Source organism: Pseudomonas sp. C2B4 (assembly GCF_013359695.1).
Taxonomy (GTDB): Bacteria; Pseudomonadota; Gammaproteobacteria; order Pseudomonadales; family Pseudomonadaceae; genus Aquipseudomonas.
Genome location: NZ_JABFMU010000053.1, coordinates 13443 through 36532 on the forward strand (window position 1 = coordinate 13443; position 23090 = coordinate 36532).

24 protein-coding genes are annotated in these 23090 nt (G+C 61.4%); 8 read left to right on the plus strand and 16 right to left on the minus strand.

The window, feature by feature from the left end; translation table 11 throughout:
* Nucleotides 1-2 precede the first annotated feature (2 nt).
* The 7 genes from HNQ83_RS24900 to HNQ83_RS24930 form a co-directional block, all read right to left on the minus strand.
* Nucleotides 3-575 carry a hypothetical protein gene (locus HNQ83_RS24900; RefSeq protein ID WP_175391412.1) on the minus strand — a complete coding sequence of 191 codons (573 nt, stop codon included), beginning with the start codon at nucleotides 573-575 and terminating at the stop codon, nucleotides 3-5.
* A gap of 122 nt (nucleotides 576-697) precedes the next feature.
* Nucleotides 698-1186 (minus strand): RES family NAD+ phosphorylase, encoded by a 489-nt coding sequence (locus HNQ83_RS24905; RefSeq protein WP_175391413.1) that lies wholly within the window; start codon nucleotides 1184-1186, stop codon nucleotides 698-700.
* Nucleotides 1183-1656 carry an antitoxin Xre/MbcA/ParS toxin-binding domain-containing protein gene (locus HNQ83_RS24910; RefSeq protein ID WP_372241931.1) on the minus strand — a complete coding sequence of 158 codons (474 nt, stop codon included), beginning with the start codon at nucleotides 1654-1656 and terminating at the stop codon, nucleotides 1183-1185. Before HNQ83_RS24910 ends, HNQ83_RS24905 begins: the two co-directional genes overlap by 4 nt.
* Before the next feature lie 263 nt (nucleotides 1657-1919).
* The gene (locus tag HNQ83_RS24915; RefSeq protein WP_175391415.1) at nucleotides 1920-2246 is read right to left on the minus strand and encodes a putative quinol monooxygenase; all 327 of its coding nucleotides are present in this window, start codon (nucleotides 2244-2246) and stop codon (nucleotides 1920-1922) included.
* Nucleotides 2247-2274: 28 nt separating this feature from the next.
* The gene (locus HNQ83_RS24920) at nucleotides 2275-2949 is read right to left on the minus strand and encodes a glutathione S-transferase family protein (RefSeq protein ID WP_175391416.1); all 675 of its coding nucleotides are present in this window, start codon (nucleotides 2947-2949) and stop codon (nucleotides 2275-2277) included.
* A gap of 84 nt (nucleotides 2950-3033) precedes the next feature.
* Nucleotides 3034-3951: a DMT family transporter gene (locus tag HNQ83_RS24925; RefSeq protein ID WP_175391417.1), complete on the minus strand. Its 918-nt coding sequence runs from the start codon at nucleotides 3949-3951 to the stop codon at nucleotides 3034-3036.
* A gap of 56 nt (nucleotides 3952-4007) precedes the next feature.
* Complete coding sequence (locus HNQ83_RS24930) at nucleotides 4008-4805, minus strand: hypothetical protein (protein ID WP_175391418.1); 798 nt, start codon at nucleotides 4803-4805, stop codon at nucleotides 4008-4010.
* A 275-nt stretch (nucleotides 4806-5080) separates the two neighbouring features.
* Between HNQ83_RS24930 and HNQ83_RS24935 the strand changes: the two genes are divergently transcribed.
* Nucleotides 5081-6400, plus strand: coding sequence for an Nramp family divalent metal transporter (locus HNQ83_RS24935; protein WP_175391419.1), 1320 nt, complete (start codon nucleotides 5081-5083; stop codon nucleotides 6398-6400).
* Nucleotides 6401-6517: 117 nt separating this feature from the next.
* On the opposite strand, the gene HNQ83_RS24940 is transcribed toward HNQ83_RS24935, so the two are convergent.
* Entirely contained in the window at nucleotides 6518-7411 is an 894-nt protein-coding gene (locus tag HNQ83_RS24940) for a LysR family transcriptional regulator (protein WP_175391442.1), read from the minus strand.
* A 113-nt stretch (nucleotides 7412-7524) separates the two neighbouring features.
* Between HNQ83_RS24940 and HNQ83_RS24945 the strand changes: the two genes are divergently transcribed.
* Nucleotides 7525-8274, plus strand: a complete 750-nt coding sequence (locus tag HNQ83_RS24945) for an SDR family NAD(P)-dependent oxidoreductase (RefSeq protein WP_175391420.1) — start codon at nucleotides 7525-7527, stop codon at nucleotides 8272-8274.
* Between the two features lie 18 nt (nucleotides 8275-8292).
* Nucleotides 8293-8895: an NADPH-dependent F420 reductase gene (locus HNQ83_RS24950; RefSeq protein ID WP_175391421.1), complete on the plus strand. Its 603-nt coding sequence runs from the start codon at nucleotides 8293-8295 to the stop codon at nucleotides 8893-8895.
* A gap of 242 nt (nucleotides 8896-9137) precedes the next feature.
* Here HNQ83_RS24950 and HNQ83_RS24955 read toward each other — a convergent pair whose 3' ends face one another.
* Genes HNQ83_RS24955 through HNQ83_RS24965 form a run of 3 tightly spaced genes read right to left on the minus strand, consistent with a single transcriptional unit; the run spans nucleotide 9138 to nucleotide 11731 of the window.
* Nucleotides 9138-10319 (minus strand): acetyl-CoA C-acetyltransferase, encoded by a 1182-nt coding sequence (locus tag HNQ83_RS24955; protein WP_175391422.1) that lies wholly within the window; start codon nucleotides 10317-10319, stop codon nucleotides 9138-9140.
* A gap of 11 nt (nucleotides 10320-10330) precedes the next feature.
* A complete protein-coding gene (locus tag HNQ83_RS24960) occupies nucleotides 10331-10996 on the minus strand; it encodes a CoA transferase subunit B (RefSeq protein ID WP_033042175.1) in 666 nt (221 codons plus the stop codon).
* 36 nt (nucleotides 10997-11032) lie between these two features.
* Nucleotides 11033-11731, minus strand: coding sequence for a CoA transferase subunit A (locus tag HNQ83_RS24965; protein ID WP_175391423.1), 699 nt, complete (start codon nucleotides 11729-11731; stop codon nucleotides 11033-11035).
* Between the two features lie 258 nt (nucleotides 11732-11989).
* Here HNQ83_RS24965 and HNQ83_RS24970 point away from each other — a divergent pair, with 258 nt between their 5' ends.
* On the plus strand, nucleotides 11990-12892 hold the full coding sequence (locus HNQ83_RS24970; RefSeq protein ID WP_175391424.1) for a LysR family transcriptional regulator: 903 nt from the start codon (nucleotides 11990-11992) through the stop codon (nucleotides 12890-12892).
* Nucleotides 12893-13009: 117 nt separating this feature from the next.
* Here the strand turns inward: HNQ83_RS24970 and HNQ83_RS24975 are convergent, their stop codons facing one another.
* Nucleotides 13010-13852, minus strand: coding sequence for an NAD-dependent protein deacetylase (locus HNQ83_RS24975; RefSeq protein ID WP_175391425.1), 843 nt, complete (start codon nucleotides 13850-13852; stop codon nucleotides 13010-13012).
* 139 nt (nucleotides 13853-13991) lie between these two features.
* Complete coding sequence (locus HNQ83_RS24980) at nucleotides 13992-15038, minus strand: class I SAM-dependent methyltransferase (protein WP_175391426.1); 1047 nt, start codon at nucleotides 15036-15038, stop codon at nucleotides 13992-13994.
* A 509-nt stretch (nucleotides 15039-15547) separates the two neighbouring features.
* Between HNQ83_RS24980 and HNQ83_RS24985 the strand changes: the two genes are divergently transcribed.
* From HNQ83_RS24985 to HNQ83_RS24995, 3 genes are all read left to right on the plus strand, one after another.
* On the plus strand, nucleotides 15548-16882 hold the full coding sequence (locus HNQ83_RS24985; protein ID WP_175391427.1) for an acetamidase/formamidase family protein: 1335 nt from the start codon (nucleotides 15548-15550) through the stop codon (nucleotides 16880-16882).
* A 144-nt stretch (nucleotides 16883-17026) separates the two neighbouring features.
* A complete protein-coding gene (locus HNQ83_RS24990) occupies nucleotides 17027-17866 on the plus strand; it encodes a DUF692 domain-containing protein (RefSeq protein ID WP_175391428.1) in 840 nt (279 codons plus the stop codon).
* Nucleotides 17859-18617: a putative DNA-binding domain-containing protein gene (locus HNQ83_RS24995; RefSeq protein ID WP_175391429.1), complete on the plus strand. Its 759-nt coding sequence runs from the start codon at nucleotides 17859-17861 to the stop codon at nucleotides 18615-18617. Before HNQ83_RS24990 ends, HNQ83_RS24995 begins: the two co-directional genes overlap by 8 nt.
* A gap of 122 nt (nucleotides 18618-18739) precedes the next feature.
* Here the strand turns inward: HNQ83_RS24995 and HNQ83_RS25000 are convergent, their stop codons facing one another.
* Genes HNQ83_RS25000 through HNQ83_RS25010 form a run of 3 tightly spaced genes read right to left on the minus strand, consistent with a single transcriptional unit; the run spans nucleotide 18740 to nucleotide 20899 of the window.
* The gene (locus HNQ83_RS25000) at nucleotides 18740-19684 is read right to left on the minus strand and encodes a phosphatidate cytidylyltransferase (protein ID WP_175391430.1); all 945 of its coding nucleotides are present in this window, start codon (nucleotides 19682-19684) and stop codon (nucleotides 18740-18742) included.
* On the minus strand, nucleotides 19681-20280 hold the full coding sequence (locus tag HNQ83_RS25005) for a 1-acyl-sn-glycerol-3-phosphate acyltransferase (RefSeq protein ID WP_175391431.1): 600 nt from the start codon (nucleotides 20278-20280) through the stop codon (nucleotides 19681-19683). The genes HNQ83_RS25000 and HNQ83_RS25005 overlap by 4 nt, the downstream gene beginning before the upstream one ends.
* Nucleotides 20267-20899 (minus strand): CDP-alcohol phosphatidyltransferase family protein, encoded by a 633-nt coding sequence (locus HNQ83_RS25010; protein ID WP_175391432.1) that lies wholly within the window; start codon nucleotides 20897-20899, stop codon nucleotides 20267-20269. The genes HNQ83_RS25005 and HNQ83_RS25010 overlap by 14 nt, the downstream gene beginning before the upstream one ends.
* A gap of 379 nt (nucleotides 20900-21278) precedes the next feature.
* On the opposite strand from HNQ83_RS25010, the gene HNQ83_RS25015 reads away from it, so the two are divergent.
* Nucleotides 21279-22904 carry a methyl-accepting chemotaxis protein gene (locus HNQ83_RS25015; RefSeq protein ID WP_175391433.1) on the plus strand — a complete coding sequence of 542 codons (1626 nt, stop codon included), beginning with the start codon at nucleotides 21279-21281 and terminating at the stop codon, nucleotides 22902-22904.
* The last annotated feature ends 186 nt before the right edge of the window (nucleotides 22905-23090 follow it).

A 23090-nucleotide genomic window follows, 5' to 3' on the forward strand; every position in this document is an offset into this window, starting at 1 on the left:
GATTACTTGCCGCTGACGATCTGCTTGATCAGCGTCTCGTGGGCCGCCATGTCGCCGGGGCGGGAGATGACCTGAATCACGGTCATACGGTTGCCTGACGCCGCCATCAGCGTGGTGTTGAGGGTCATGCCGCCACCCTGGCTGGCGGTGCTGTCGACCTGACGCACACCCAGCCCGGTACTTTTCAGGGTCAGGCTTTTTTCGCTGAGCTTGTTGTAGTCCGGCAGGGCCTTGCGTTGTGCCGCGTCGAAGTCGGCCGCGGTGCCATCGAGAAACGCACCGTCGTTGTCCTTGACCGTGGTGCCTTCCGGCAGGTTGTTTTCCGCAGCAATCACTACAGTCTTGGTGGTTTCATTGGCGTACATGGTACCGCTTGCGCCGGTGGGGTCGGCGGGCAACGGGTTGGCGACGAAGCCCTTGGGCAGGGTGAACGTGAACTTGCCGCCGAGCATCGAGACTTTCTGCGTCGATGCCGCGTCCTTGGCCGGGGCCTTGGCGGCCTGCGCATTCAAAGCCCCCAAAGTGGCGACCGCCGCCAGCAGCAGGACGACGGTTTTTTTACTCAACAGTGACATACAAAAAACTCCAGGGAGGGTCGCGCGGTGGGGGGCGATCATCCCATGGAGGTTGGCGGGCATTCCAGTGTGGGCTAACGGACGGTCGCTTTCACGGTTCCAGCCCATCTGCCTGGAGCTGCTTACTTGATGAGCCGGGTATCCAACCCAAAACGCTCCTGCGAAACAAGCTTGAACTTGTCAGCGGCCAAATCGCAGTTCACCAGCAGATTCCACGAATGACGTGTTACCGCAGAAGGGATGAGCACAAAGGCATGCTCGGCCAGCAGTCCATCCGCAAATTGTTGTTGATTCGGCGAAGGCAGAGAGGGGATGAGCCAGTTCGGGTTCGGTACGTCTTCGGGTTGGACAACCTTGATGAGCGACGAATCCAGTACTTCGAAACGCGTCAGCACGTGAGGCACCACATCGAGGGCGTCAAAGCCTGCGTGGGCCGCCACTTCCAGGATGGCCGTGGAGGGGGCGGCCGAAGCGTAGATAACCCGGCGTCCGGGAGGGTTCCAGCGGCCACCGGACTGTTGCGCACCAATGCCACTGTCCCATGTGTTCTTGAAGACCTCGCGATCAAGGCGCCAAGCGTGCCATTTCCCTTCCCAGGGCAAAGGATTCATTGATAGACCCCGTGTTCAATCCGGGTCAAATAGTCCTCGACGACCTGGAAACCGAGGGCGTTATCGATCAGCTCCAGCGGGATATTACCGTCCAGGTACTTGCAGGGTTTCTTCAACCAGTCCTCAGCCAGTTGTTGATTGCCAAACACGTTGGTGGCGTGCTCCAGGGCATGGGCATACTGGAAGGCGACGGTACTTTGCTGCTGGTTCAGCCGTACCGGTTTGGTTTCCTTGGCCAAGCGCTGGACTGTTCTGACGGATTTCCCCGTGATGCGCTGAACAAGGCCGTACTCCATGTACAGGGTTGAAGTGGAAAGCATGTCCCTGACGTCACTCAGGTCAAAGCCTTCCTGTGTGTATCGGATGATCAACATGCGCGTATCACCTTTGCGGCCACGTAATAGCACCTGAGTCGGCTTTCGGGCGATGCTATTTTTCTCGGTCACTGCGGGCATACCGATTACCTCCATGCGTCATTTGACGCAATCATAACGTCAAATGACGCTGTCCGGGCAATGGAGTTATTGAGCAGCTTTTTGCTCCCGCAATGGATCCGTCCTTGAAGCATGAAGCCAAGCCTGCCGGGCGCCAGACTCACCAATCGCCCTTGCCTTATCACGCTAAACCTCATGCTTCCGACGGCCAACCTGAAAAACGCGTGGGATAAATCCGCGATTCTTCGGCTTCGATGCTCCTGTCGGACTCGTGCTCAGGATAAATCCGTGCCGTGCAATCACACCTCCCGCCGCACCGGATAACGCTTGATCACCTCCAGAAACTCGATCCGGCGTTCACTGGCCAACAACTCCGGGAGCAACCGCTCGTATTCCTGGCGATACGGCTTGCTCAGGTGACGGGTGATGAAGTCTTCCTTGCTGCAATTCCAGGTTTCGTAGAGCACCAAGGTGTTCGGTTCTTCCTGGAGTTGGTGCACCCAGGTGTTGACGAAGTCCGGTTCGGCGGACATCTGGTGCACCACATCCAGCAGGCGTTCCCTGGTTTCGGTGAATCGTTCGGGCTTGGCCGGCAGGTAAACGATAAACGCGACTTGATCACTCATGTCATCACCTCCAGATGGCGGGAACGGCTTATTGAGCCTGGTTTTGCGGGAACAGGTTGCGGCGGGTTTCTTCGTCGAATTCGGCTTTCAGCACCAGTTTTTCCTTCAGGCCGAGGGCGCGTTGGGCCGCCGGGCGGGCGCTGATTTCATCGAACAGGCGCTTGACGTGCGGATAGGCCGCCAGACCGTTTTCGCCGAGGATGTACGGCGCGTAGTTGGCCCAGCCCCAGAGGGCCATGTCGGCGATGCCGTAGTTGCCGCCGGCCAGATACTGATGTTCGGCCAGGCGCTGATCGAGTACGCGGTAATGGCGTTCGACTTCCTTGAAATAGCGGTTTTTCGCGTAGGGCAGGTCTTCCGGCGCGTGATGCAGGAAGTGCACGGCCTGACCGGAGAACGGCGACAGGCCGGTGGCGATGAACATCAGCCACGACAACAGTTCGGCATTGCCGGCAGCGGTGGTCGGCAGGAAGCGTTGATGCTTTTGTGCCAGGTGCAGCAGGATGGCCTGGGAGTCGAAGACGGTGGCGTCGCCATCGACCAGCGCTGGGACCTTGGCGTTCGGGTTGATCGCCAGGAAAGCAGGCAGGTGTTGCTCACCCTTGAAGGTATCGACGCCAATCAGCTCGTAGGGCGTTTGCAGTTCTTCGAGCAGCAGGGCGACTTTCATTGGGTTGGGTGAAGGATGGAAAAAGAATTTCATGGTGTAGGCCTCAGTCATCAGTGGGTTGTGAACTGAGGCTGATGTTGGGCGAAACCTGTTCGATTGACGTACGGAGTTGTTGGGCTACTCGTGCGAAACCATCGAAGGTGTTGCAGGGGCCTTGAGCGTCGGTTGCGCTGTAGCAATCACCGCGCCGGCAATGATCAGCAGCGCGGGGATCATCAGGATCGGGCTGGCATGGCTACGTCCGACGACGATCAGTAGCAGGGTGGAAATCAGCGGTGCCAGGTAGGACAACGCGCCCAGGGTAGCCAGGCTGCCGTGTTTGGTGGCGTGGTCCCAGGCAAAAAACGCCAGCCCCGCAGGGCCCAGTCCGATCACGACAATCGCGGTCCATTGCCTTGCGTCGGGCCATACCGTGGTTTCGAAGGCGAGGTGACAGATCAGTCCGCCCAACGCCGACATGCCGCAGATGCCGCCGATGATGCTGCTCGGCACCTCGCTGAACCGTCGGTTGACCACCGAATAACCGGCCCAGATCACAGCACAGCCAAATGCTGCGAGGTAACCGGGGATTGGCATGGCGGCGGTGGTGTCCGAGCCGCGCTGCTGCATGATGAACGCCGTACCCGCCAGGCCCAGCAGGGCGCCGAGCACTTGCCGCTTGTGCAACTTTTCGCCGCCGGCGAAGGCCGAGAGCAGGACCAGCAACAGTGGCCACAGGTAGTTGATCAGGCTGGCTTCGGCCGCTGGTGCGGCCTTGAGCGCGAAAAAATACAGTGCGTGATAAATGAAGATGCCGACAAACCCTGTCGCCCATACCGCCCAGGGCTGGCGCCAGCTGTTGAAACCGCAGAGCCCGCGTCGACCCAGAATGACCAGGCTGGCGATAAACGCCACGGCAAAACTCAGCGCCAGTACTTCAAACGGTGGCAGGCCTTCGGTGAGGGTGGTCAACAGCGCCAGGCAGGACCAGAGGAAGATGGCGATCACACCGACCGCCGTGGCGGAGTGGGCACTACGGACGCGAGACGTGGCCATGTCTGTTCCTTCAGTCGTTGAACGGGCGACTTCCTTGCCCGATGACCTGATGCAGCTTAGCGCTTGATCGCGGTTCGTCCAGCGTCCGCCGCCACCGGAGCGACGGGACGCGCCAGCAAGCGCCGGGTCACGCCCAGCATCGCCAACGACACCGCTACGCCGAGGGCAAATGCACTCATCCCCATGTTCGGCAACGCCAGCGCCAGGACCAGGCAGAACGCCGAGAACGAATACATGCCGGTGGCCGTCGCCCGCAACAAGGCGGCGGTAAATGCAGGGCCACGGGTTTGCTGGGAAAACACCGCCATCACGCTGCCCAACACCGGGAACACCGCGAGCAGCCCGCTCCAGCGGTCGCCGACGGTGCTGGCAAGCAGCGTAACGGCCAGCGTCAGCAGGGCGCCCGCCACCATGCGCAGCAGCAATTTATCGGACTTCGGTGCCGGACCGGAAACGATCGGTTGTACCGACGGAAACAGGAAGGGCGCAGCCAAAAGGGCTGTCGCGGCGGCGATTACCGAGACTGCCAGCGACGGTGGAATCAACGACAGCACCACGGCAGCCGCGGCCCATACCAGCAGCGAAATCGTCAACGCCAGCGGCCATCCGGTTCGTTGCGCGACCTGCGCGTAGGTCACGCAGAAAGCAATCATCGCGAACATGGCCGACAGCGCCGCCAGGGCCGATTGGGCGGCAAACTGTTCACCCTGTTCGATGGCCAGGAAGAACAGGATCGGCCCGACCACCACCGGTAACCCCGACAACCAGCCCGCCACACTCGGCCCCCAGCGTTTGCCGGCCAGGGAGATCAGCAGCAGGAAGCCTGGAATCACCAGCAGTTTGAGTATCAGCACGGGTACTTCTCCAACGTGTGTCAGGGGCAACATTATCAGGATTGTTTTATGTGTACACAATTTATGTATACAAAAATCCATTTCCTGTAAGAGGGAACCCTGTGGCGAGGGGATTTATCCCCGTTGGGTCGCAAAGCGGCCCCAAAAAAGAGGGGACTGCTGCGCAGTCCAACGGGGATAAATCCCCTCGCCACAGAGCTCGCTCCTGCACAGGGTGTTGTGTGTGTGCCGAACCGTCTAATCTGGGCGCTTCCCACCTGTTGACGGATCATCGCGTGAAATTCAGTTTGCCCAAAGTCGGTACCGCGCCGTTTTGCCCGCCGGAAGTGGCGGGCACCGTAGCCGTTGACCCCGGCGCCTCATTTTTCAAACGAGTCCTGCGCTTTGCCGGCCCCGGATTGCTGGTGTCCATCGGCTACATGGATCCTGGCAACTGGGCCACCGCCATCGAGGCGGGGTCGCGGTTTGGCTACAGCCTGTTGTTCGTGGTGCTGCTGGCGAGTCTGGCAGGGATGGTGGTGCAGTGCCTGTGTTCGCGGCTGGGCATCGCCACCGGGCGTGATCTGGCGCAGCTGTGCCGGGAACGCTACAGCACACGGACGGCGCGCACGCAGTGGGTGCTGGCGGAAATCTCGATCATTGCCACCGACCTCGCCGAAGTGCTGGGTTGTGCCCTGGCGTTCCATCTGCTGCTGGGGTGTTCGCTGACCTTTGGTATCGCCCTGACCGCGTTCGACACCTTGCTGGTGCTGGCCCTGCAAAACCGTGGTTTCCGTCGTCTGGAAGCGATCATGTTGGTGCTGGTGGGCACCATTGGCGCGTGTTTCTTTGTCGAGCTGCTGCTGATCAAGCCTTACTGGCCGGATGTGGCTCAGGGTTTCACGCCGTCATTGTCCGCGCTCGCCGACGCTGCGCCGCTGTACCTGGCCATCGGTATTCTCGGCGCCACGGTGATGCCGCATAACCTGTACCTGCACACCTCGATCGTGCAAACGCGATTGATCGGCAAGGACCAGGCCAGCAAGCAGGATGCGGTCAAGCTGGCGCGCATCGACACCATTGGCTCCCTGGCCCTGGCGCTCATGGTCAACGCGGCAATCCTGATCCTCGCCGCCGCCGCGTTTCACCAGAGCGGGCATACCGATGTGGTCGACATCCAGGACGCCTATCACTTGCTCGATCCCTTGGTGGGCGGGGCGCTGGCCAGCGTGTTGTTCGGCGTCGCGTTGCTGGCATCGGGGCAGAGTTCGACCTTCACCGGCACCATCGCCGGCCAGGTCATCATGGAGGGCTTCCTGAACCTGCGACTGCCATGCTGGCAACGGCGTTTGATCACCCGTGGACTGGCGCTGATCCCGGCGTTCATTGGCGTGTGGCTGATGGGTGACGATGCGGTGGGCAAGCTGTTGGTGCTGAGCCAGGTGGTGCTGAGCCTGCAGTTGCCGTTTGCGTTGTATCCGCTGATTCGCATGACCAACGATCAGAAGTTGATGGGGCCATTTGTGAATCGCTGGCCGACGCGGGTCTTGGCCTGGGGGCTTTTTGTAGTGATCAGCGGGGCTAACAGTTGGTTGATCCTGCAGCTTTTTGGGTGACAGGGCGGGCCTCTTCGCGGGCAAGCCCGCTCCCACAGTAATCGAGGTGTTGCCTGATTTTTTGACCAATGCAAACCCTGTGGGAGCGGGCTTGCCCGCGATGAACGATAACGCGGTCTATCGCTGAAACGCGTGCACCACAAAATCAATAAACACCCGAGTCTTGGCCGGCATCAGCGTCCGGCCCGGGTAATACAACGAGATCACCCCCGCATCCCCGTGCCAGTCCGGCAACAGGCGCACCAGCTCGCCGCGCTGGATGTTCGGCAAGACATCGGACAGCACCAGCAACGTCACCCCCAGCCCGAGAATCGCGGCTTCACGCATGGCCGCCGGATCGTTGAGCACGATGTTTTCGTTCATGCTGGCCGGCATTTCATTGCCTGTCGCATCGCGCATGACCCACTGACGAATCCGTCCGGTACGGGAACCGCGCATCACGATGCCTTGATGCCGGGACAAATCTGCCGGACTTACAGGGGCCGTGCAGGAAGCCAGATAAGCCGGTGACGCCACGGCCACCACCTGCGCCGGTGCCAGGGTTCGGGAGATGACCCCCGGCGTCAATTCGAAACCACCGCCGATGGCCGCGTCGTACCCTTCGGCGATCAGGTCCACGGCGCGGTTTTCGAAATGCCATTCCGGGCGGATCAGCGGGTAACGCGCCAGGAACGCCGGCAACAGCGGCAGGATATGGCCGATGCCGAAGGTCGGTGCCAGGCTGACCTTGAGCACACCCGCAGGCTCGCCCCGGTCGGTGGTGACTGCGTTGATCGCGGCTTGCAGCGCCTCCAGATTGCCACCGATGTTGGCCAGGAAACCTTCGCCGGCCTCGGTCAGGGACAACTTGCGGGTCGAGCGCTGGAACAGGCGCACGCCGATGTTGCGTTCCAGGGTCGCCACGTTGCGACTGACGGCGGCCGGGGTCAGGGCGAGCAGGCGGGCTGCGGCGGAAAAGCTCCCGGTTTCGGCGCTGCGCACAAAGGATTCGAGGTTGGCGAGGGTTTCCATGGTCAGAACCTGATAGTAATGCTTGAAGATCATTCAAATCATTACCCGCTAATCAGGCGCTAATGGCAAGCGCAGTATTCACTCCATCCCCAACCCACGGAGTGAAAAGCACCATGACGTCTCATCTTCCCCTTGCCGGCAAAACCGCACTGGTCACCGGCGGCTCCCGTTCCATCGGCGCGGCCATCGCCAAGCGCCTGGCGGCCGACGGTGCCAACGTCGTACTCACGTTCAGCGCTTCGCCGGCCAAGGCGTTTGCGGTGGTGCAGGGCATCGAAGCCGCGGGCGGCCGTGCCCTGGCGATTGCCGCCGACGCCGGTGATCCGGTGGCGGTGCGTGGCGCGGTGACGCGCACTCTCGAAGCGTTCGGCAGCCTCGACATTCTGGTCAACAACGCCGGCATCGCCCTGGGCGGGCCGATCGAGGACATCAGTTTCGATGACTACCAACGGATGATCGCGGTCAACGTCACTGGAGTATTTGTCGCCACCCAGGAAGCGGCACGCACCATGAAGGCGGGTGGTCGGATCATTCATATAGGCTCGTCGATGACCCATTACGCCGCGTTCCCCACCGCGTCGCTCTACACCCTGACCAAGGGCGCCATCGCCGGTTTCAACCGCAGCCTGGCCCGAGATCTGGGACCCAAGGGCATCACCGTCAACACGGTTCACCCGGGCCCGACCGACACCGACATGAACCCGGACGGCGGCCCGGTCAGCGAAATCGTCGGCCCCGGCATCGCCATCGGCCGTTACGGCAAACCCGAAGACATCGCCAGCGTCGTGGCCTTTCTGGCCAGCCCTGACGCAGCGTTCGTCACGGCCGCCGACATCATTGCCGACGGTGGTTTCACCGCCTGATCAACTGAGGAAAACAGCATGAGTACGATTGGAATCATCGGCGCCGGCGCCATCGGTGCAGCGTTCGCCCGGGCACTGTCGCGCCAGGGCATTGAAGTGGTTATCGCCAACAGCCGCGGTCCGCAGTCCCTGGTTGATTTGGTCGGCGAACTCGGGCCCACCGCACGCGCCGGCACTCGCGAAGAAGCGGCTGCGCAGGCCATCGTGCTGGTGGCGGTGAACTGGTCGAAGTTGCCGGTCGCACTGGCCGGACTGCCGGATTTCGGCGGACGGATCGTGATCGATGCGAACAATCCGATCGAGGCACCGCTGTTCAAGGCGGTGGACCTGCAGGGTCGGGTATCCAGTGAAGTGTTTGCCGAGTGGGTGCCCGGGGCACGGGTGGTGAAGGCGTTCAATCACCTTCAGGCGCATCTGGTCGATGGCGATCCGGCGGCGGAGGGTGGTCGCAGGGTGTTGTTCTTTTCGGGGGATTCGGCACAGGCCAAGGTTGAAGTGGCGGCGTTGATCGAGCGCCTGGGGTTCTTCGGTGTTGATCTGGGGGCGTTGAGTGTCGGCGGGCGTCTGGTGCAGTTTCCGGGTGGACCGCTGCCAGCGTTGAATCTGGTGAAATTCGTTTGAGATGAGGGGAAAAGAACCCGGTGTACCTGCGGCTAGAGAGCTTTTTGTGGCGAGGGGATTCATCCCCGTTGGGTTGCGCAGCAACCCCAAAATATCGGTAATTTCGAAGATTTTGGGGAGCGCTTCGCACTCCAACGGGGATAAATCCCCTCGCCACAGAAGCATCTGATCGACTCAGGGCACCGGGTGTTTTTCCAGCCTGCGCGGCTCTTCGTGGGTCCCCGCGCAGTCTGTTGAACGCTTTACGCTCGCTCGATCGCCAGCGCCACGCCCTGACCACCACCGATGCACAGGGTAGCCAGGCCTTTCTTGGCGTCGCGCTTGATCATTTCGTGCAGCAGGGTCACCAGCACGCGGCAGCCCGAAGCACCGATCGGGTGGCCCAGGGCGATGGCGCCGCCGTTGACGTTGACCTTGCCCAAGTCCCATTCCAGGTCCTTGGCCACGGCCAGCGATTGCGCGGCGAAGGCTTCGTTAGCTTCGATCAGGTCCAGCTGATCGATGGACCAGCCAGCCTTGTCCAGGCAGCGGCGGGTCGCCGACACCGGGCCGATGCCCATGATCGCCGGGTCCACGCCTGCGTTGGCGTAGGCAGCGATTCTTGCCAGCACCGGCAGGCCCAGGGCCTTGGCTTTTTCGGCGCTCATCAGGATCACGGCGGCGGCACCGTCGTTCAACGACGAAGCGTTACCGGCGGTCACCGAACCGTCCTTCTTGAAGGCCGGCTTGAGCTTGCCCAGGGATTCGGCGGTGGTGCCGGCCCGAGGCTGCTCGTCGGTGGCGAAGGACAACGGGTCGCCCTTGCGCTGCGGGATCAGGATCGGCGTGATCTCATCGGCAAAACGCCCGGCTTCGATGGCAGCCGTGGCTTTCTGCTGCGAGGCGGCGGCGAATGCATCCTGCTGCTCGCGGCTGATGCCGTACTTGTCCACCAGATTTTCGGCGGTGATGCCCATGTGGTAGTCGTTGAACGCATCCCACAGGCCGTCGCTGATCATGGTGTCGACGATTTGCGAGTGGCCCATGCGCAGGCCGGTGCGGGCACCGGGCAGGACATAGTTGGCCAGGCTCATGCTTTCCTGGCCGCCAGCTATGATCACGTCGGCGTCGCCGCAACGGATCGCCTGGGTAGCCAGGTGCAGGGCCTTGAGGCCCGAGCCGCAAACCTTGTTAAGGGTCATGGCGGGAACGGCGACAGGCAGGCCGGCCTTGATCGAGGCCTGGCGCGCAGGGTTCTGCCCGGCGCCGGCGGTCAACACCTGGCCCATGATGACTTCATCGACTTCGGCAGGGTTCAGCCCGGTTTGCGCCAGCAACTGGCGGATCACCGCTGCGCCCAGGTCCACTGCGGACACATTGGCCAGGGCACCCTGGAAGCTGCCGATCGCGGTACGCGTGGCGGCAACAATGACGACTTCTTGCATGGAATGATTCCTCACTGGTCAGCGAACTGCATTTCCGGAACGTGGTCCGGCACGATCAGTTTACCGGCGGTTTTGGCGACAATTTCCTCGACGCTGACGCCAGGTGCGCGTTCCTTGAGGACAAATGCGCCATTTTCGATTTCCAGGTAGGCCAGGTCGGTCAGCACGCGCTTGATGCAGCCGGCGCCGGTCAACGGCAGGCTGCATTGGGACAGGAGCTTGGACTCACCGTCCTTGGACGCATGGGTCATGATCACAATGATGTTGTCGGCGCCGGCTACCAGGTCCATCGCACCGCCCATGCCCTTGACCAGCTTGCCGGGGATCATCCACGAAGCGATGTTGCCTTGCACATCCACTTCAAAGGCGCCCAGCACGGTCAGGTCGACATGGCCACCGCGAATCATCGCGAAGGACTCGGCGGAGGAGAAGATCGACGCGCCGATGCGTGCGGTCACGGTTTGCTTGCCGGCGTTGATCATGTCGGCATCGATGGTTTCTTCAGTAGGAAAAGGACCCATGCCCAGCAGGCCGTTTTCCGACTGCAGCATGACTTCCATGCCTTCGGGGATGTAGTTGGCGACCAGGGTCGGAATGCCGATGCCCAGGTTCACGTAGAAGCCGTCCTGCATTTCGCGGGCGACGCGTTGAGCCATTTGTTCGCGGGAAAGTGCCATTGTTGTTATTCCTTCATTCGGTCCGGGGGCAGGGGATCACTTGCGTACGGTGCGCTGTTCGATGCGCTTCTCGAACGTGCCGCAGATGATCCGGTCGACGTAGATGCCAGGGGTGTGGATCTGCGACGGGTCCAGCTCGCCGGGTTCGACGATTTCTTCGACTTCGACCACGGTGATCTTGCCGGCGGTGGCGGCCAGCGGGTTGAAGTTCTGGGCGGTGTGGCGATAGATCACGTTACCGAAATGGTCGGCTTTCCAGCCTTTGACGATGGCGAAGTCGCCAGTGATGGATTCTTCCATCAGGTACTTGCGGCCATGGAACTCGCGCACTTCCTTGCCTTCGGCGACCGGGGTGCCGACACCGGTGGCGGTGAAGAACGCCGGGATGCCGGCGCCGCCCGCGCGCATTTTTTCGGCGAGGGTGCCTTGGGGGGTCAGGATGACTTCGATTTCGCCCTTGAGCAGTTGCTCTTCGAACAGCTTGTTCTCGCCGACGTAAGAGGCCACAACCTTGCTGATCTGGCGGTCTGTCAGCAGCACGCCGAGACCGAAACCGTCGACGCCGCAGTTGTTGGAAACCACGGTGAGATCGCGAGTGCCTTTGCGCTTGATCTCGGCGATCAGGTTTTCCGGGATGCCGCACAGGCCGAAGCCGCCAGCGATCACGGTCATGCCGTCTTCAAGACCTGCCAGAGCTTCCTCGTAGGAACTCACGCGCTTGTCGAAACCTGCCATATGCACCTCTTTTATTCTTTGTGGGCGGCTGGCTAGCCGTATGGATGGAGTGTCGCGCCGGCGTATTCATTTGTTAAGTTGATTTTTAAGGTGGATTGATAGATAAAACTCACCAATCAATTCTGTAGGAGCGAGCTTGCTCGCGAGGGGCGTTAACGAAAACGCGTGTTCGTTGGCTTAACGCGGCGCTCTTGAGTTCATCGCGGGCAGGCTCGCTCCTACAGAAAGCCCTGTGTCCATTACTTGAGCAGTTCAACCATGACAGTCAAGCAGATCCGCGCCTTTCTGGCCGTGGCCCAGAGCCTGAGCTTCGCCGTGGCCTGCGAGCGACTGCACCTGTCGCAATCGGCCCTGAGCCTGACCATCAAGGCACTGGAAGAGGGCCTCGGTGGAAGGCTGTTCACCCGCAACACCCGCAACGTGGCGCTGACCGCCGAGGGTGAATCCCTGGTGCCCCTGGCGCGTCGTCTGATCGCCGACTGGGACAATGCCGAGGATGAACTGCGTCAGCGTTTCACCCTTCAGCGCGGCCGTGTCACCCTGGCGGCCATGCCATCGTTTGCCGGTAACCTGTTGCCTCCGATTCTCAAGACCTTCCGCGCCCGCTATCCGAAAGTCAACGTCACGGTTAACGACGTGATCAACGAACAGGTGCTGGAAATGGTCCGTGACCGCCAGGTGGAGCTGGGGGTGGCGTTCGAGCCCACCCAGAGTACGTCGCTGCACTTCACCCCGCTGTACATCGACCGGTTCGTGGCGGTGGTGCCCCAGGATTCGCCGTTGGTCGAGCGGGATGAAATCGACTGGCAGGCCTTGCTCAAGGAACCGTTCATCACTTTGCAGCGGCCATCGACAGTGCGGGTGATGCTCGAAGAGCACTTGCAGGCCAGGGGCATGAAGCTGCCGGTGGAGTTTGAAAGCCATCAACTGGCGACCGTCGGGCGCATGGTCGCCAGCGGATTGGGCGTCAGTGCGGTGCCGGCCTTGTGCGCAGGCCAGATGCGCGAGCTGGGCGCGCATTGCATCACCCTGAGCGACCCTGTCGTGGAGCGGGCCGTCGGCGTGTTGACCCTGCCAGGGGGAGAGCTGTCGGCGGCGGCTCAGGCGTTGTTTGATGTACTCAAAGAAGAGAACTTCGGTCAGCAACTATCCATGCACTGATCACAGTCCCCTCTGTGGGAGCGAGCCTGCTCGCGAAGGCGGTGTGTCAGTCGATATAAAGGCTGAATGTGCCGGCCTCTTCGCGAGCAGGCTCGCTCCCACAAGGAATCGGTTACTTCAGTTGTTAAGACGCTCGGCCAACAGGGGCAACAGTTGTTCGCATGAAGCTTCGATTTTCAGATCCAGCATCTCATCCGCCCGCGTCTTGCCCAGATTGATCGCAATCAGCGGCTTGCCCTGATCCACCACCGCCCGGCACAGGCGAAACGCTGAATACGCCATCAGCGACGAGCCGACCACCAGCAACCCTGCGGCCTTTTCCACGGCGGCCATGGCTTTGGCTGCCGTTTCCTGGGCGACGTTCTCGCCGAAAAATACCACGTCCGGCTTCATCCGCACGCCAGCGCAATGCGGGCAATGCGGGACCTGAAAACGCGCTTCGAATGCCGCATCGAGCAGGGTATCGCCATCCGGGGCCTGCACCGCGTCCACGCCTGCCAGATAAGGGTTTTGTGTTTCCATCAACCGCTGGATCGAATCGCGGTCGCTGCGCTGGCCGCAGTCCAGGCACAGTACCCGGTGCAGGCTGCCGTGGAGTTCGATCACGTCATGGCTGCCGGCCTGGTCGTGCAAGGTGTCGACGTTCTGCGTGATCAAGCCGCTGATCCGACGGGTGCTTTGCAGGCGGGCCAGGGTGTCGTGGGCCACATTGGGCAGGGCGTGGCGAACGCGTGGCCAGCCGAGCATCGCCCGGGCCCAATAGCGCCGCCGGGATTCGGGCGCCGAGAGAAATTCCTGATACATCATCGGCTGTCGGCCACGGCGTACGCCCTGGTTGTCGCGATAGTCCGGAATGCCTGACGGGGTGCTGATACCGGCACCGGTCAGAACCATGAAAGGCGCATCGGCCATGAAGTGCTGGAGGTGGTCGAGTTGTTCGTGGATCTGGCTATCGAGCATGTCCAACACTCCGGGTCACCTGAATACACACTGTAGGAGCGAGCATGCTCGCGATGGACGTCAACGATAACACTGGCGGCCTGACGCCCCGCGGTGTTTTGTCTTCCATCGCGAGCATGCTCGCTCCTACAGGGGCGTGTTATTTGCGGGCTTCCAGGATGAGGTTGAACGGCGTCTCCGTGGCCCGCCGGAAGGTGCTGAATCCCGCCTCGGTAAACACTTTGCGCAGTCGCGCCTCACCTGCCTGGGCACCCAGGCCGAGACCGACTTCCTGGGACAGCGAGTTGGGCGTGCAGATAAAGGTCGACGCCGCATAGAACAGTCGACCCACCGGCGTGATGTTGTCGTCCAGCGAATCGTTGGCGAACGGTTCCACCAGCAACACCGTGCCATCGGGTTTCAGCGAGTCGTAGGCATGTTTGGCCGCGCCCACCGGATCGCCCATGTCGTGCAGGCAGTCGAAGTAGCAGATCAGGTCATAGTCGTTGCCGGGGTAGCTTTTGGCCGTGCCCTGGAAGAAGCGTGCCCGGCCGGACACGCCGCCTTCTTCAGCGCGTTGAGTGGCGACGGTGACGGAGGGTGCGTGGTAGTCGAAGCCGACGAACCGCGACTCCGGAAAGGCCTGAGCCATGATTACTGTCGAGGCGCCATGACCGCAGCCAATGTCCGCCACTTTGGCGCCAGCCTGCAGTTTGGCGACGACGCCGTCGAGGGCCGGCAGCCATTCGGCGATCAGGTGTGCCTTGTAGCCGGGCCGGAAGAACCGTTCCGTGCCGCTGAACATGCACGGATGGTGATCGCCCCACGGCAGGCCGCCATCGCCGCGCATGGCTTTGACCAGTTTGTCCTTGTCGTGGAAAAACGATGCGACCACCCCGATCCCCCCCGCGATGTAGACCGGCGAGTCTTCGATGGCCAGGGCCAATGCCTGTTCTTCAGGGAGGCGGAATTTTCCGTCGGTGTGTTCCATGTACCCCGAGGCGGCATGGGCGCTGAGCCATTCGCGCACCAGACGGGGATTGCAGCCGGTCTTGTCGGCGAGTGTTTCAGGGCTGATGGGTTGGCTGTCGGCCATGGCCCGGTACAGGCCGAGCTCTTCGCCGAGGATGACATTGGCGAGCATCGCCGCGCCGCCCATGTCATTCACCAGTTTACCCATGAAATCGTTGAGTCTGGCCTCGTCCATCACGTGTGCTCCTTTGGCAGGATCACGGTCCAGAGGCAGTGTCTGCCTGGGCATGTGCCGCTGGGCGGTGGTCGCGGGAATGGGCAGGACGACTAGCGCGTCCTGGGTGCATTTAAGTTTAGTTGTGCAGGGCTGCACCGTTGCCCCAGGCGACGAGAGCCCTCTGTGGGACAGCTCTTTGTGGGAGCGAGCCTGCTCGCGAAAGCGGTGGGTCAGGCAAACCCTTTTCGACTGAAACACTGCTTTCGCGAGCAGGCTCGCTCCCACAGGGATCAGCGCTGACATCAAGCACCGCCTGTATCCCAATGTATCCAGACCGCCTCTCGATACAGTGTCCTTGAATAGAAGCGCACCGCCGAACACAGACCAGATACAAACCTGCGATGAACTGTTGAGGCCGTTTTGGCGCCGTTTAACCGTGGCGGCCAAGGCCCTTTCCCTGGTCGCCTGCGCAGGCGGCCGTTCGCTCCTGACTCTGTTCCGCGCCTGATGCGGTCAAGGGGACCACAATGACAACGCTTGTGCCTGAAACCCAACTCGACACCACTCCGGTCAACCGCCTGCGGGTCGATCACTACACCAACGGCATCATCGGCCCGAGCCAGCCAATGCTTGGCCCGCTGGCCGACGGCGGCACCCTGATCACCGGCACACCGCCGGGCTGCTGGGGGCCGATGATCACGCCGTCTTTCGAAGGTGGCCATGAAGTGACACAGCCCGTGGCGATCGTCGGGGCAGAAGTCGGCGATGCGGTAGCAATCAAGATCAAAAGCATGCGTGTCACGTCGCTGGCCACTTCGTCCGGGGTCATGAGCTTCGTCGAGGGGCGTTACAACGGCGATCCGTTCGTCTCAAAATTCTGCTCCAAGTGCGGCACCGAGCATCCGGCCAGCCATGTCGAAGGCATCGGCGAAGAGGCGATTCGCTGTAACCACTGTGGCGCCGAGGTCAGCGCATTCCGCTTCAGCCACGGCTATGTGATCGTGTTCGATGCGCAGAATCAGGTCAGCCTGACGGTCAACCAGGACATCGCCAACCAACTGGCCGGCAAAGCATCAGAGATGTCGGCGCTGCCGGAATTCGCCGCCCAGCATTCGATCCTGTCCCTGGCCCGCGCCGACATCCCCGGTGTTGCCGCGCACATGCGACCGTTCCTCGGCAACATCGGCACCATGCCGTCCCGCGACTTGCCCGATTCGCACAACTGCGCCGATTTCGGCCAGTACCTGATCAACGCCCCGCACCGTTTCGGCATGACCCGCGAAGAACTGCACGCGGCCAAGACCGACGGCCACATGGACACCAATTCGATTCGCGAAGGTTGCGTGTTGATCTGCCCGGTTAAAGTGCGCGGCGCGGGTGTGTACATGGGCGACATGCACGCCCAGCAGGGCAACGGCGAAATCGCCGGGCACGCCACCGATTGCTCCGGGGAAACTGAAGTGGTGGTGGAAGTGGTGAAAAACCTGACCCTGGAAGGGCCGATCCTCCTGCAAAACTTCGACGACCTGCCGCCGATGGCGCGGCCGATGAACGCCGAACAGCGGGCCAATGTTCGCGCACTGGGCGAGCGTTGGGGCCAGCCCGAGATCGAGCAGAGCGGCCCGATCACCTTCATCGGCAGTGGCGAAAACCTCAACCTGGCGGTGGAGAACGGCTTGCAGCGTGCCGCCCATGTCACCGGCCTGCCGTATGACGAAGTGCTCAACCGCGCCACCATCACCGGTTCGATCGACATCAGTCGCCTGCCGGGCACTGTGCGCGTGACGTTCCTGTGCCCGATGAACGTGCTCGATCGCATGGGCATCGGCCATCTGGTACGCGAGAAGTACGACCTGGCGTAACCGGGACCGGAGGGTTTGTACCAGAGTGTGTACAGACCCTCCGGCGATACAAGTCCTGCCGTTTTCCGTCGACGCGCAACACAGACCCGATACACCGCTTCGGTTAACTGTGAACACGTTCCGACAACCCTTGAGATCGACACCATGCAGACTCCCATCCCATACGCCAAGGCCAGCGCCGGGCTCGGCTTGCGTCGCGGTTTAATGAAGGACCTCCAGGCCGCCCCGGCCGGCCATTTCGATTTTCTGGAAGTGGCGCCGGAGAACTGGATCGGCATCGGCGGCGCTCATGGCGCGGCATTGCGCGCCCTGGCCGAACGCTATCCGTTGTCCTGCCACGGCTTGTCCCTGTCCCTGGGCGGACCGTCGCCGCTGGACGTCGGGTTTCTGCAGGAAGTGCGGGTGTTCCTCGACCACTACAACGTGCCGCTGTACAGCGAGCACCTGAGTTACTGCAGCGATGACGGTCACCTTTATGACCTGTTGCCGCTGCCCTTTACCGAAGAAGCGGTGCATCACGTCGCCGCCCGCATCCGTCAGGCCCAGGACATTCTCGGTCGGCGCCTGGCGGTGGAAAACGTCTCCTACTATGCCGCGCCGCAGCAGGACATGGACGAGGTGACCTTCACCAACGCCGTGCTGCGCGAAGCCGATTGCGCTCTGTTGCTGGACGTCAACAACGTGTACGTCAACTCGATCAACCACGGCTTCGATCCACGCACCTTTCTGGCCGGCATCGATGCGGACCGTGTGGTGGCGATGCACATCGCCGGGCATTTCGATGAGTCCGATACTTTGAAAATCGACACCCATGGTGCTTCGGTCAAACCGGCGGTGTGGTCGTTGCTGGCCGAGGCCTATGCCCGGTTCGGTGCGCAACCGACCTTGCTGGAGCGGGATTTCAACTTTCCGGCGTTTTCCGAACTGGTCGCTGAATTGCAAACCATCCGCCGCTTGCAGTCCAAGGAGGTGAACCGTGGCTAAGCGCTCGCTGTTCGATCAGCAAAGCAATATGGGCCAGTACCTGCGCGACCCCGATCGCTGCGCGCCTCCTGCCGAAATGGACCCGGCGCGGGCCCGTGTTTACCGCGAACTGGTGTTCAACAACCTGTCGTCGCTGATCAGCGGCACCTTTCCGGTGCTGGTGAAGATTCTTGGCGATAAACGCTGGCGGGAACTGGTGCGGATTTTCCTGCGTGACTACCGCGCCCACACGCCGAAATTCGGTGAGATCGCTGAGGAGTTCGTCGAGTTTCTCGCTGGCGAACCCGCGGCGCTGGCCGAGGGTTCGTGGCCGCCGTTCATGGTCGAGCTTGCGCACTACGAATGGGTGGAAATGGCCTTGCAACAATCCGAGGCCGAACCGTTGCCTCCAGGGGACGCGGATGTGTTGCTGGACCATCCGTTGCGAGTCTCGCCACTGGCCTGGCCGCTGGCGTATGCCTGGCCGGTGCAGTTGGTCGGGCCCGATTACCAGCCGGATGTGGCGCCCGCCGAACCGACGTTGTTGCTGGTGCGCAGGGCCGAAAACTGGAGTGTGAAGTTTTCCGCGTTGACCCCGTTGGCGTGGCGGTTGTTGCAGCGCATCGGCGAGTTTCCCGAGTTGAGCGCAGGCGCGCAGCTGCAAGGGTTGGCGGTAGAGGCGGGGATGACTGGCTCGCAGGCGTTCTTCGATAACGGCGTGGCGTTGTTGCGGCAGATGCAGGGGGAAGGGGTGGTGGGTGTAGTTGCCTGACCCAACACCCTCCCTTGTGGGAACGAGCCGGCTCGCGAAGGCAGAGTGTCAGACAACATCAATATTGAATGTGCCGACCTCTTCGCGAGCAGGCTCGCTCCCACAGGGACGTTGTCCGCAGATCAAGCGGAGAAGAAGTACCGCGTCATGTGAAAGAAGATCGGCGCCGCAAAGCAGATCGAGTCCATCCGGTCGAGCATGCCGCCGTGCCCCTTGATCATGGTGCCCCAGTCCTTGGCGCTCAGGCTGCGCTTGATCGCCGACATGACCAGGCCACCGAGAAAGCCCATCACCACGATCACCAGGGACATCAACAGCGACTGCCAGAAACTGAATGGCGTCATCCAGAACATGCAGCCGCCGATCAGCGTGGCGGACAGCCCGCCTCCCACCAGACCCTCCACGGTTTTCGAAGGGCTTACCAGTGGCGCAACCTTGCGTTTGCCGAAGAGTTTGCCGAAGACGTACTGCAACACATCACTCATTTGCACGACGAACACCAGGTAGAACAGCAGCAACGCGTTCTGCCCGGTGAACCCCTTCAGGTCCAGCAGCAGCAAGGCCGGCGCGTGGCTGATGCAGTAGATGCAGATCATCACCCCCCACTGGATTTTGGCCGTGCGTTCCAGGAAGGCATCGGTGTCCTGGCTCAGCACCGCAATCGCCGGCAACAGCAGGAAGGCGTACACCGGAATCAGCAGGGTGAACATCGAGTACCAGTGAGTGCCGATCAGCAGGTACTGCAACGGGATCAGGATAAAAAACGCCGAAAACAGCGCATTGTGGTCGCCCAGCGTGGTCGGGGTCAGGGTGATGAACTCCCTGAGCGCGAACAGGGAAATGAAGCCGAACAGGACCACCGTTGCATTCGGCCCCAGCAACCAGGACACGAAGAAGATGATCACCATCCCCCACCAGGCGTTCACTCGCTGGTTCAGGTTTTCGATGGTGGACATCGAGCTTTCGCTCGTGGCCCGTTTGGCCAGGACCCGACCGATGATCGAAGCGACGGCCAGCAGGCCGGCAATGGCGGCAAAGAACCACAGGAATTTTTCTTCAAGACTCATTTCGACAGCCTCACGATGGCGTCACGCGCCCGCTCCAGGAACACCTGTTTGTCCTCGCCCTCAATCCTTGGCAACGGATTGCCGATACGGATCGTGCAGATGATCGGCAGCGGAACGTGCTTGCCTTTGGGCATGGAGCGATGGAGGTTTTCCAGGTAGATGGGCACCAGGTCGACATCGGGAAAAGACTCGCTCAGTCGAAACAACCCGGATTTGAAGGGCCCCGGCAGTGCCTGCGTCGAGCGAGTGCCTTCGGGGAAAATGATGATCGAATGGCCGGCCCGCACCACATCGAAAATCGGCTCCAGCACATTGCTGCCGGGTGCCGGATTGCGTTCGATCAGGACGGCGTTCAGCCCTTGTTGGGAGATGTACGAGAGAAACCGGTTCTTGCCCCAGTAATCGGCAGCGGCGACCGGTTTGACATTGACCCGGGCTTCCGGGGGCAGGGCCGCGATGATCGCCAGGGTGTCCATGTGGCTGGTGTGGTTGGCGTAGTAGATGCGCTGGCGCGTGAGGTCCGGCGGGCTTTCCCAGCGGGCGGTGACGCCAATCAGCAATCGAAGCACAGCGATCAGGGCATTACTGATCCACATGGCCGGCCTCCTTCAGTTGCCGGGAGATCGCCAGCGTTCGGGTGACACAGGTGGCAGTGGCACCGATGGCGATGACGATCAGCGTCAACAACAGCACGTAGTGCGTGCCATGGAGGCTGGTCTCGATGGCGTTCAAAACAAGGCCCAGGGTCATCACGGCCATTCGGTGCTGCTTGGCCATCGGCCCCATGAAGCTCTGTTTCAGGCCGATCGAACCCCCGAAGACCCGGACATACGCCGTCAACGCGGCGGCCAGGGCGGCAAACCAGCCGAGCTCCGGCTGCGCGACGGCATAGCCGAGCCCCGCGATCAGAAGGGTGTCGGCAATGCGGTCGGGGAACTCGTTGTACAGGCTGCCGATGTCGGATTGTTTACCGCCCTCGATGGCGACCATGCCGTCGAAGAGGTTGCACAACAGGCGCAATTGAATGCCGACGGCGCAGCAGATCGAGCCGATGACACCGTTATCGAGATTCAGTGCCAGGGCGCCGGCGAGGGCAAAGCCAACACTGGCGACGGAGATTTGATTGGGTGAAATGTCGCGCTTGACCAACAGGTCGGTGATGCGTTTGGCCCAGCCCGCAGAGCGCGCCTTGATCGGCCTTCTGTTGTCATCCATTTGTCGGTATTCCATCACTGGGTTTCACTAAGCGTATATGCAATGGGCGATTTAACAGCGTTTAAATCCGCCGGGGGCAATGCTAGCAATGGAATAAACAAATTGATGTCGGGCGCTTCCTACAAGGCGGTGGCGGGTGATCTTTGCATCGGAAAACAAGTACTGGCGTCCCACGTGTTGCATCCGTGAAACACTCCCGGACCGTTGAAATTTATTTGCTCAGACCCTGCAAAAAACCTCAAGCCTGGCCGATACAACCAACAGGCGCACACACACCTATTACAACAGTGGCGCCAGGCTGAAAAGCTGCGCCCACACGCCAGCGCTTCAGTGATCTCGGCAAGGATGCTCGTCGCTTCAACCACCCGAGAATCATCCTATGTCATTGCGTAACCTGAACATCGCACCTCGAGCTTTCCTCGGATTTGCGTTCATCGCTTTGCTGGTCATCGTACTGGGCGTGTTTGCTGTCAATCGCATGTCGATCATTCGCCAGGCGTCGGTCGATATGGGCTCGACGCAGCTTCCCAGTGTCGGCTTTCTGGGCAACATGACGGAAAACGTCCTGCGCATGCGCATTCTCTCGTTCCGTATCCTGGTCAACCGTGAGCCGGCCGCGTTGCAGGAGGCCCAGACCCGTATCACCGTCCTCATCAATAACCTGCGCAGCGCCCAGGCCAGCTACGCCGCCTTGCCCGCCCAGCCGGAAGAGGCCGCGCTGTACAAGACATTCATGGCCACCCTCGACAACTACATGCAGGCGCAGAACCAGATGATGGAGCTGTCGCGCCAGAACAAGCTCGATGAAATGCGCAGCCTGATCAATTCGCGAATCAAGGAAGGAACCGATCAGATGGGCGAGCAGCTCAACAAACTGGTCGCGCTCAATACCGCTTATTCAAAGGCCGCACTGACAGAGGCGGGCGAGCAATACAACACCGCCGTCACCGGCATCATCGTCGTGGCGGTCATCGCGGCGCTGATGACGGTGTTGCTGGCCTTGCTGCTGACCCGCAGCATCGTGACGCCGTTGAACCGCGCACTGCAGGCGGCGCAGACCATTGCCGGTGGCAATTTGAGCAAGGTCATCGAGGTCGATGGCAAGGATGAACCGGCACGGTTGCTGGGTGCCTTGTCGACCATGCAGGCCAGCCTGCGCAATACCATTGAACAGATCGCCGGTTCCGCCACGCAACTGGGCGCGGCAGCCGAAGAACTCAGCGCGGTGACTCAGGATGCCTCCCGCGGTCTGCAACAGCAGAACAATGAGATCGAGCAGGCCGCCACCGCCGTCAACGAAATGACCGCCGCCGTCGAAGAAGTGGCGCGCAATGCGGTGTCGACCTCCGAAGCCTCGAACCAGTCGACCCAGGCCGCCCGCGAAGGGCGCGACCGCGTGGTGGAAACTGTTGACGCGATCCAGACCATGACCCACGACGTGCAAAACACCTCGCTGATGATCGAAGGCCTGGCCGCCCAGGGGCGCGACATTGGCAAGGTGCTGGATGTGATTCGGGCCATCGCCGAGCAGACCAATCTGTTGGCGCTGAACGCGGCCATCGAAGCCGCCCGTGCCGGTGAAGCCGGACGCGGTTTTGCCGTAGTCGCCGATGAGGTGCGGGCGCTGGCCCACCGCACGGCACAATCGACCCAGGAAATCGAGAAGATGGTCGCCGGCATCCAGAACGGAACCGGTGAAGCGGTTGCGTCGATGCAGCAAAGCAATCAGCGCACCCAAAGCACCCTGGAGCTGGCCCGCGCTGCCGGCGTGGCACTGGAGCAGATCACCCAGTCGATCCATTTGATCAACGAACGTAACCTGGTGATTGCCAGTGCATCCGAAGAACAGGCCCAGGTGTCCCGTGAAGTCGACCGCAACCTGGTGAACATTCGCGACCTTGCCACCCAATCTGCGACCGGTGCCAACCAGACCAGCGTCGCCAGCCATGAACTGTCGCGCCTGGCGGTGAACTTGAACGGGTTGGTGGCACGGTTCGTCATCTAACGTTGAAGAGAGGTAGTGGAGGTGTGTGGGGAAAAGGTGGCGGTTGCAGTCGCCTGACCTCACACAATCTCACTTGTGGGAGCGAGCCTGCTCGCGAAGGCGGAGTATCAGACAACAACGATGTTGACTGTGCTGACGTCTTCGCGAGCAGGCTCGCTCCCACAGTTACGGGCTGCGCCAAAAAGT

Coding starts and splice junctions, on each gene's coding strand:
- HNQ83_RS24985 (WP_175391427.1), top strand. CDS start 15,548: ATGACAACGCTTGTGCCTGAAACCCAACTCGACACCACTCCGGTCAAC.
- HNQ83_RS24925 (WP_175391417.1), bottom strand. CDS start 3,951: ATGGCCACGTCTCGCGTCCGTAGTGCCCACTCCGCCACGGCGGTCGGT.
- HNQ83_RS24960 (WP_033042175.1), bottom strand. CDS start 10,996: ATGGCACTTTCCCGCGAACAAATGGCTCAACGCGTCGCCCGCGAAATG.
- HNQ83_RS25005 (WP_175391431.1), bottom strand. CDS start 20,280: ATGTGGATCAGTAATGCCCTGATCGCTGTGCTTCGATTGCTGATTGGC.
- HNQ83_RS25015 (WP_175391433.1), top strand. CDS start 21,279: ATGTCATTGCGTAACCTGAACATCGCACCTCGAGCTTTCCTCGGATTT.
- HNQ83_RS24900 (WP_175391412.1), bottom strand. CDS start 575: ATGTCACTGTTGAGTAAAAAAACCGTCGTCCTGCTGCTGGCGGCGGTC.
- HNQ83_RS24910 (WP_372241931.1), bottom strand. CDS start 1,656: ATGGAGGTAATCGGTATGCCCGCAGTGACCGAGAAAAATAGCATCGCC.
- HNQ83_RS25000 (WP_175391430.1), bottom strand. CDS start 19,684: ATGAGTCTTGAAGAAAAATTCCTGTGGTTCTTTGCCGCCATTGCCGGC.
- HNQ83_RS24920 (WP_175391416.1), bottom strand. CDS start 2,949: ATGAAATTCTTTTTCCATCCTTCACCCAACCCAATGAAAGTCGCCCTG.
- HNQ83_RS24915 (WP_175391415.1), bottom strand. CDS start 2,246: ATGAGTGATCAAGTCGCGTTTATCGTTTACCTGCCGGCCAAGCCCGAA.
- HNQ83_RS24965 (WP_175391423.1), bottom strand. CDS start 11,731: ATGGCAGGTTTCGACAAGCGCGTGAGTTCCTACGAGGAAGCTCTGGCA.
- HNQ83_RS24945 (WP_175391420.1), top strand. CDS start 7,525: ATGACGTCTCATCTTCCCCTTGCCGGCAAAACCGCACTGGTCACCGGC.
- HNQ83_RS25010 (WP_175391432.1), bottom strand. CDS start 20,899: ATGGATGACAACAGAAGGCCGATCAAGGCGCGCTCTGCGGGCTGGGCC.
- HNQ83_RS24905 (WP_175391413.1), bottom strand. CDS start 1,186: ATGAATCCTTTGCCCTGGGAAGGGAAATGGCACGCTTGGCGCCTTGAT.
- HNQ83_RS24990 (WP_175391428.1), top strand. CDS start 17,027: ATGCAGACTCCCATCCCATACGCCAAGGCCAGCGCCGGGCTCGGCTTG.
- HNQ83_RS24970 (WP_175391424.1), top strand. CDS start 11,990: ATGACAGTCAAGCAGATCCGCGCCTTTCTGGCCGTGGCCCAGAGCCTG.
- HNQ83_RS24940 (WP_175391442.1), bottom strand. CDS start 7,411: ATGGAAACCCTCGCCAACCTCGAATCCTTTGTGCGCAGCGCCGAAACC.
- HNQ83_RS24980 (WP_175391426.1), bottom strand. CDS start 15,038: ATGGACGAGGCCAGACTCAACGATTTCATGGGTAAACTGGTGAATGAC.
- HNQ83_RS24955 (WP_175391422.1), bottom strand. CDS start 10,319: ATGCAAGAAGTCGTCATTGTTGCCGCCACGCGTACCGCGATCGGCAGC.
- HNQ83_RS24950 (WP_175391421.1), top strand. CDS start 8,293: ATGAGTACGATTGGAATCATCGGCGCCGGCGCCATCGGTGCAGCGTTC.
- HNQ83_RS24975 (WP_175391425.1), bottom strand. CDS start 13,852: ATGCTCGATAGCCAGATCCACGAACAACTCGACCACCTCCAGCACTTC.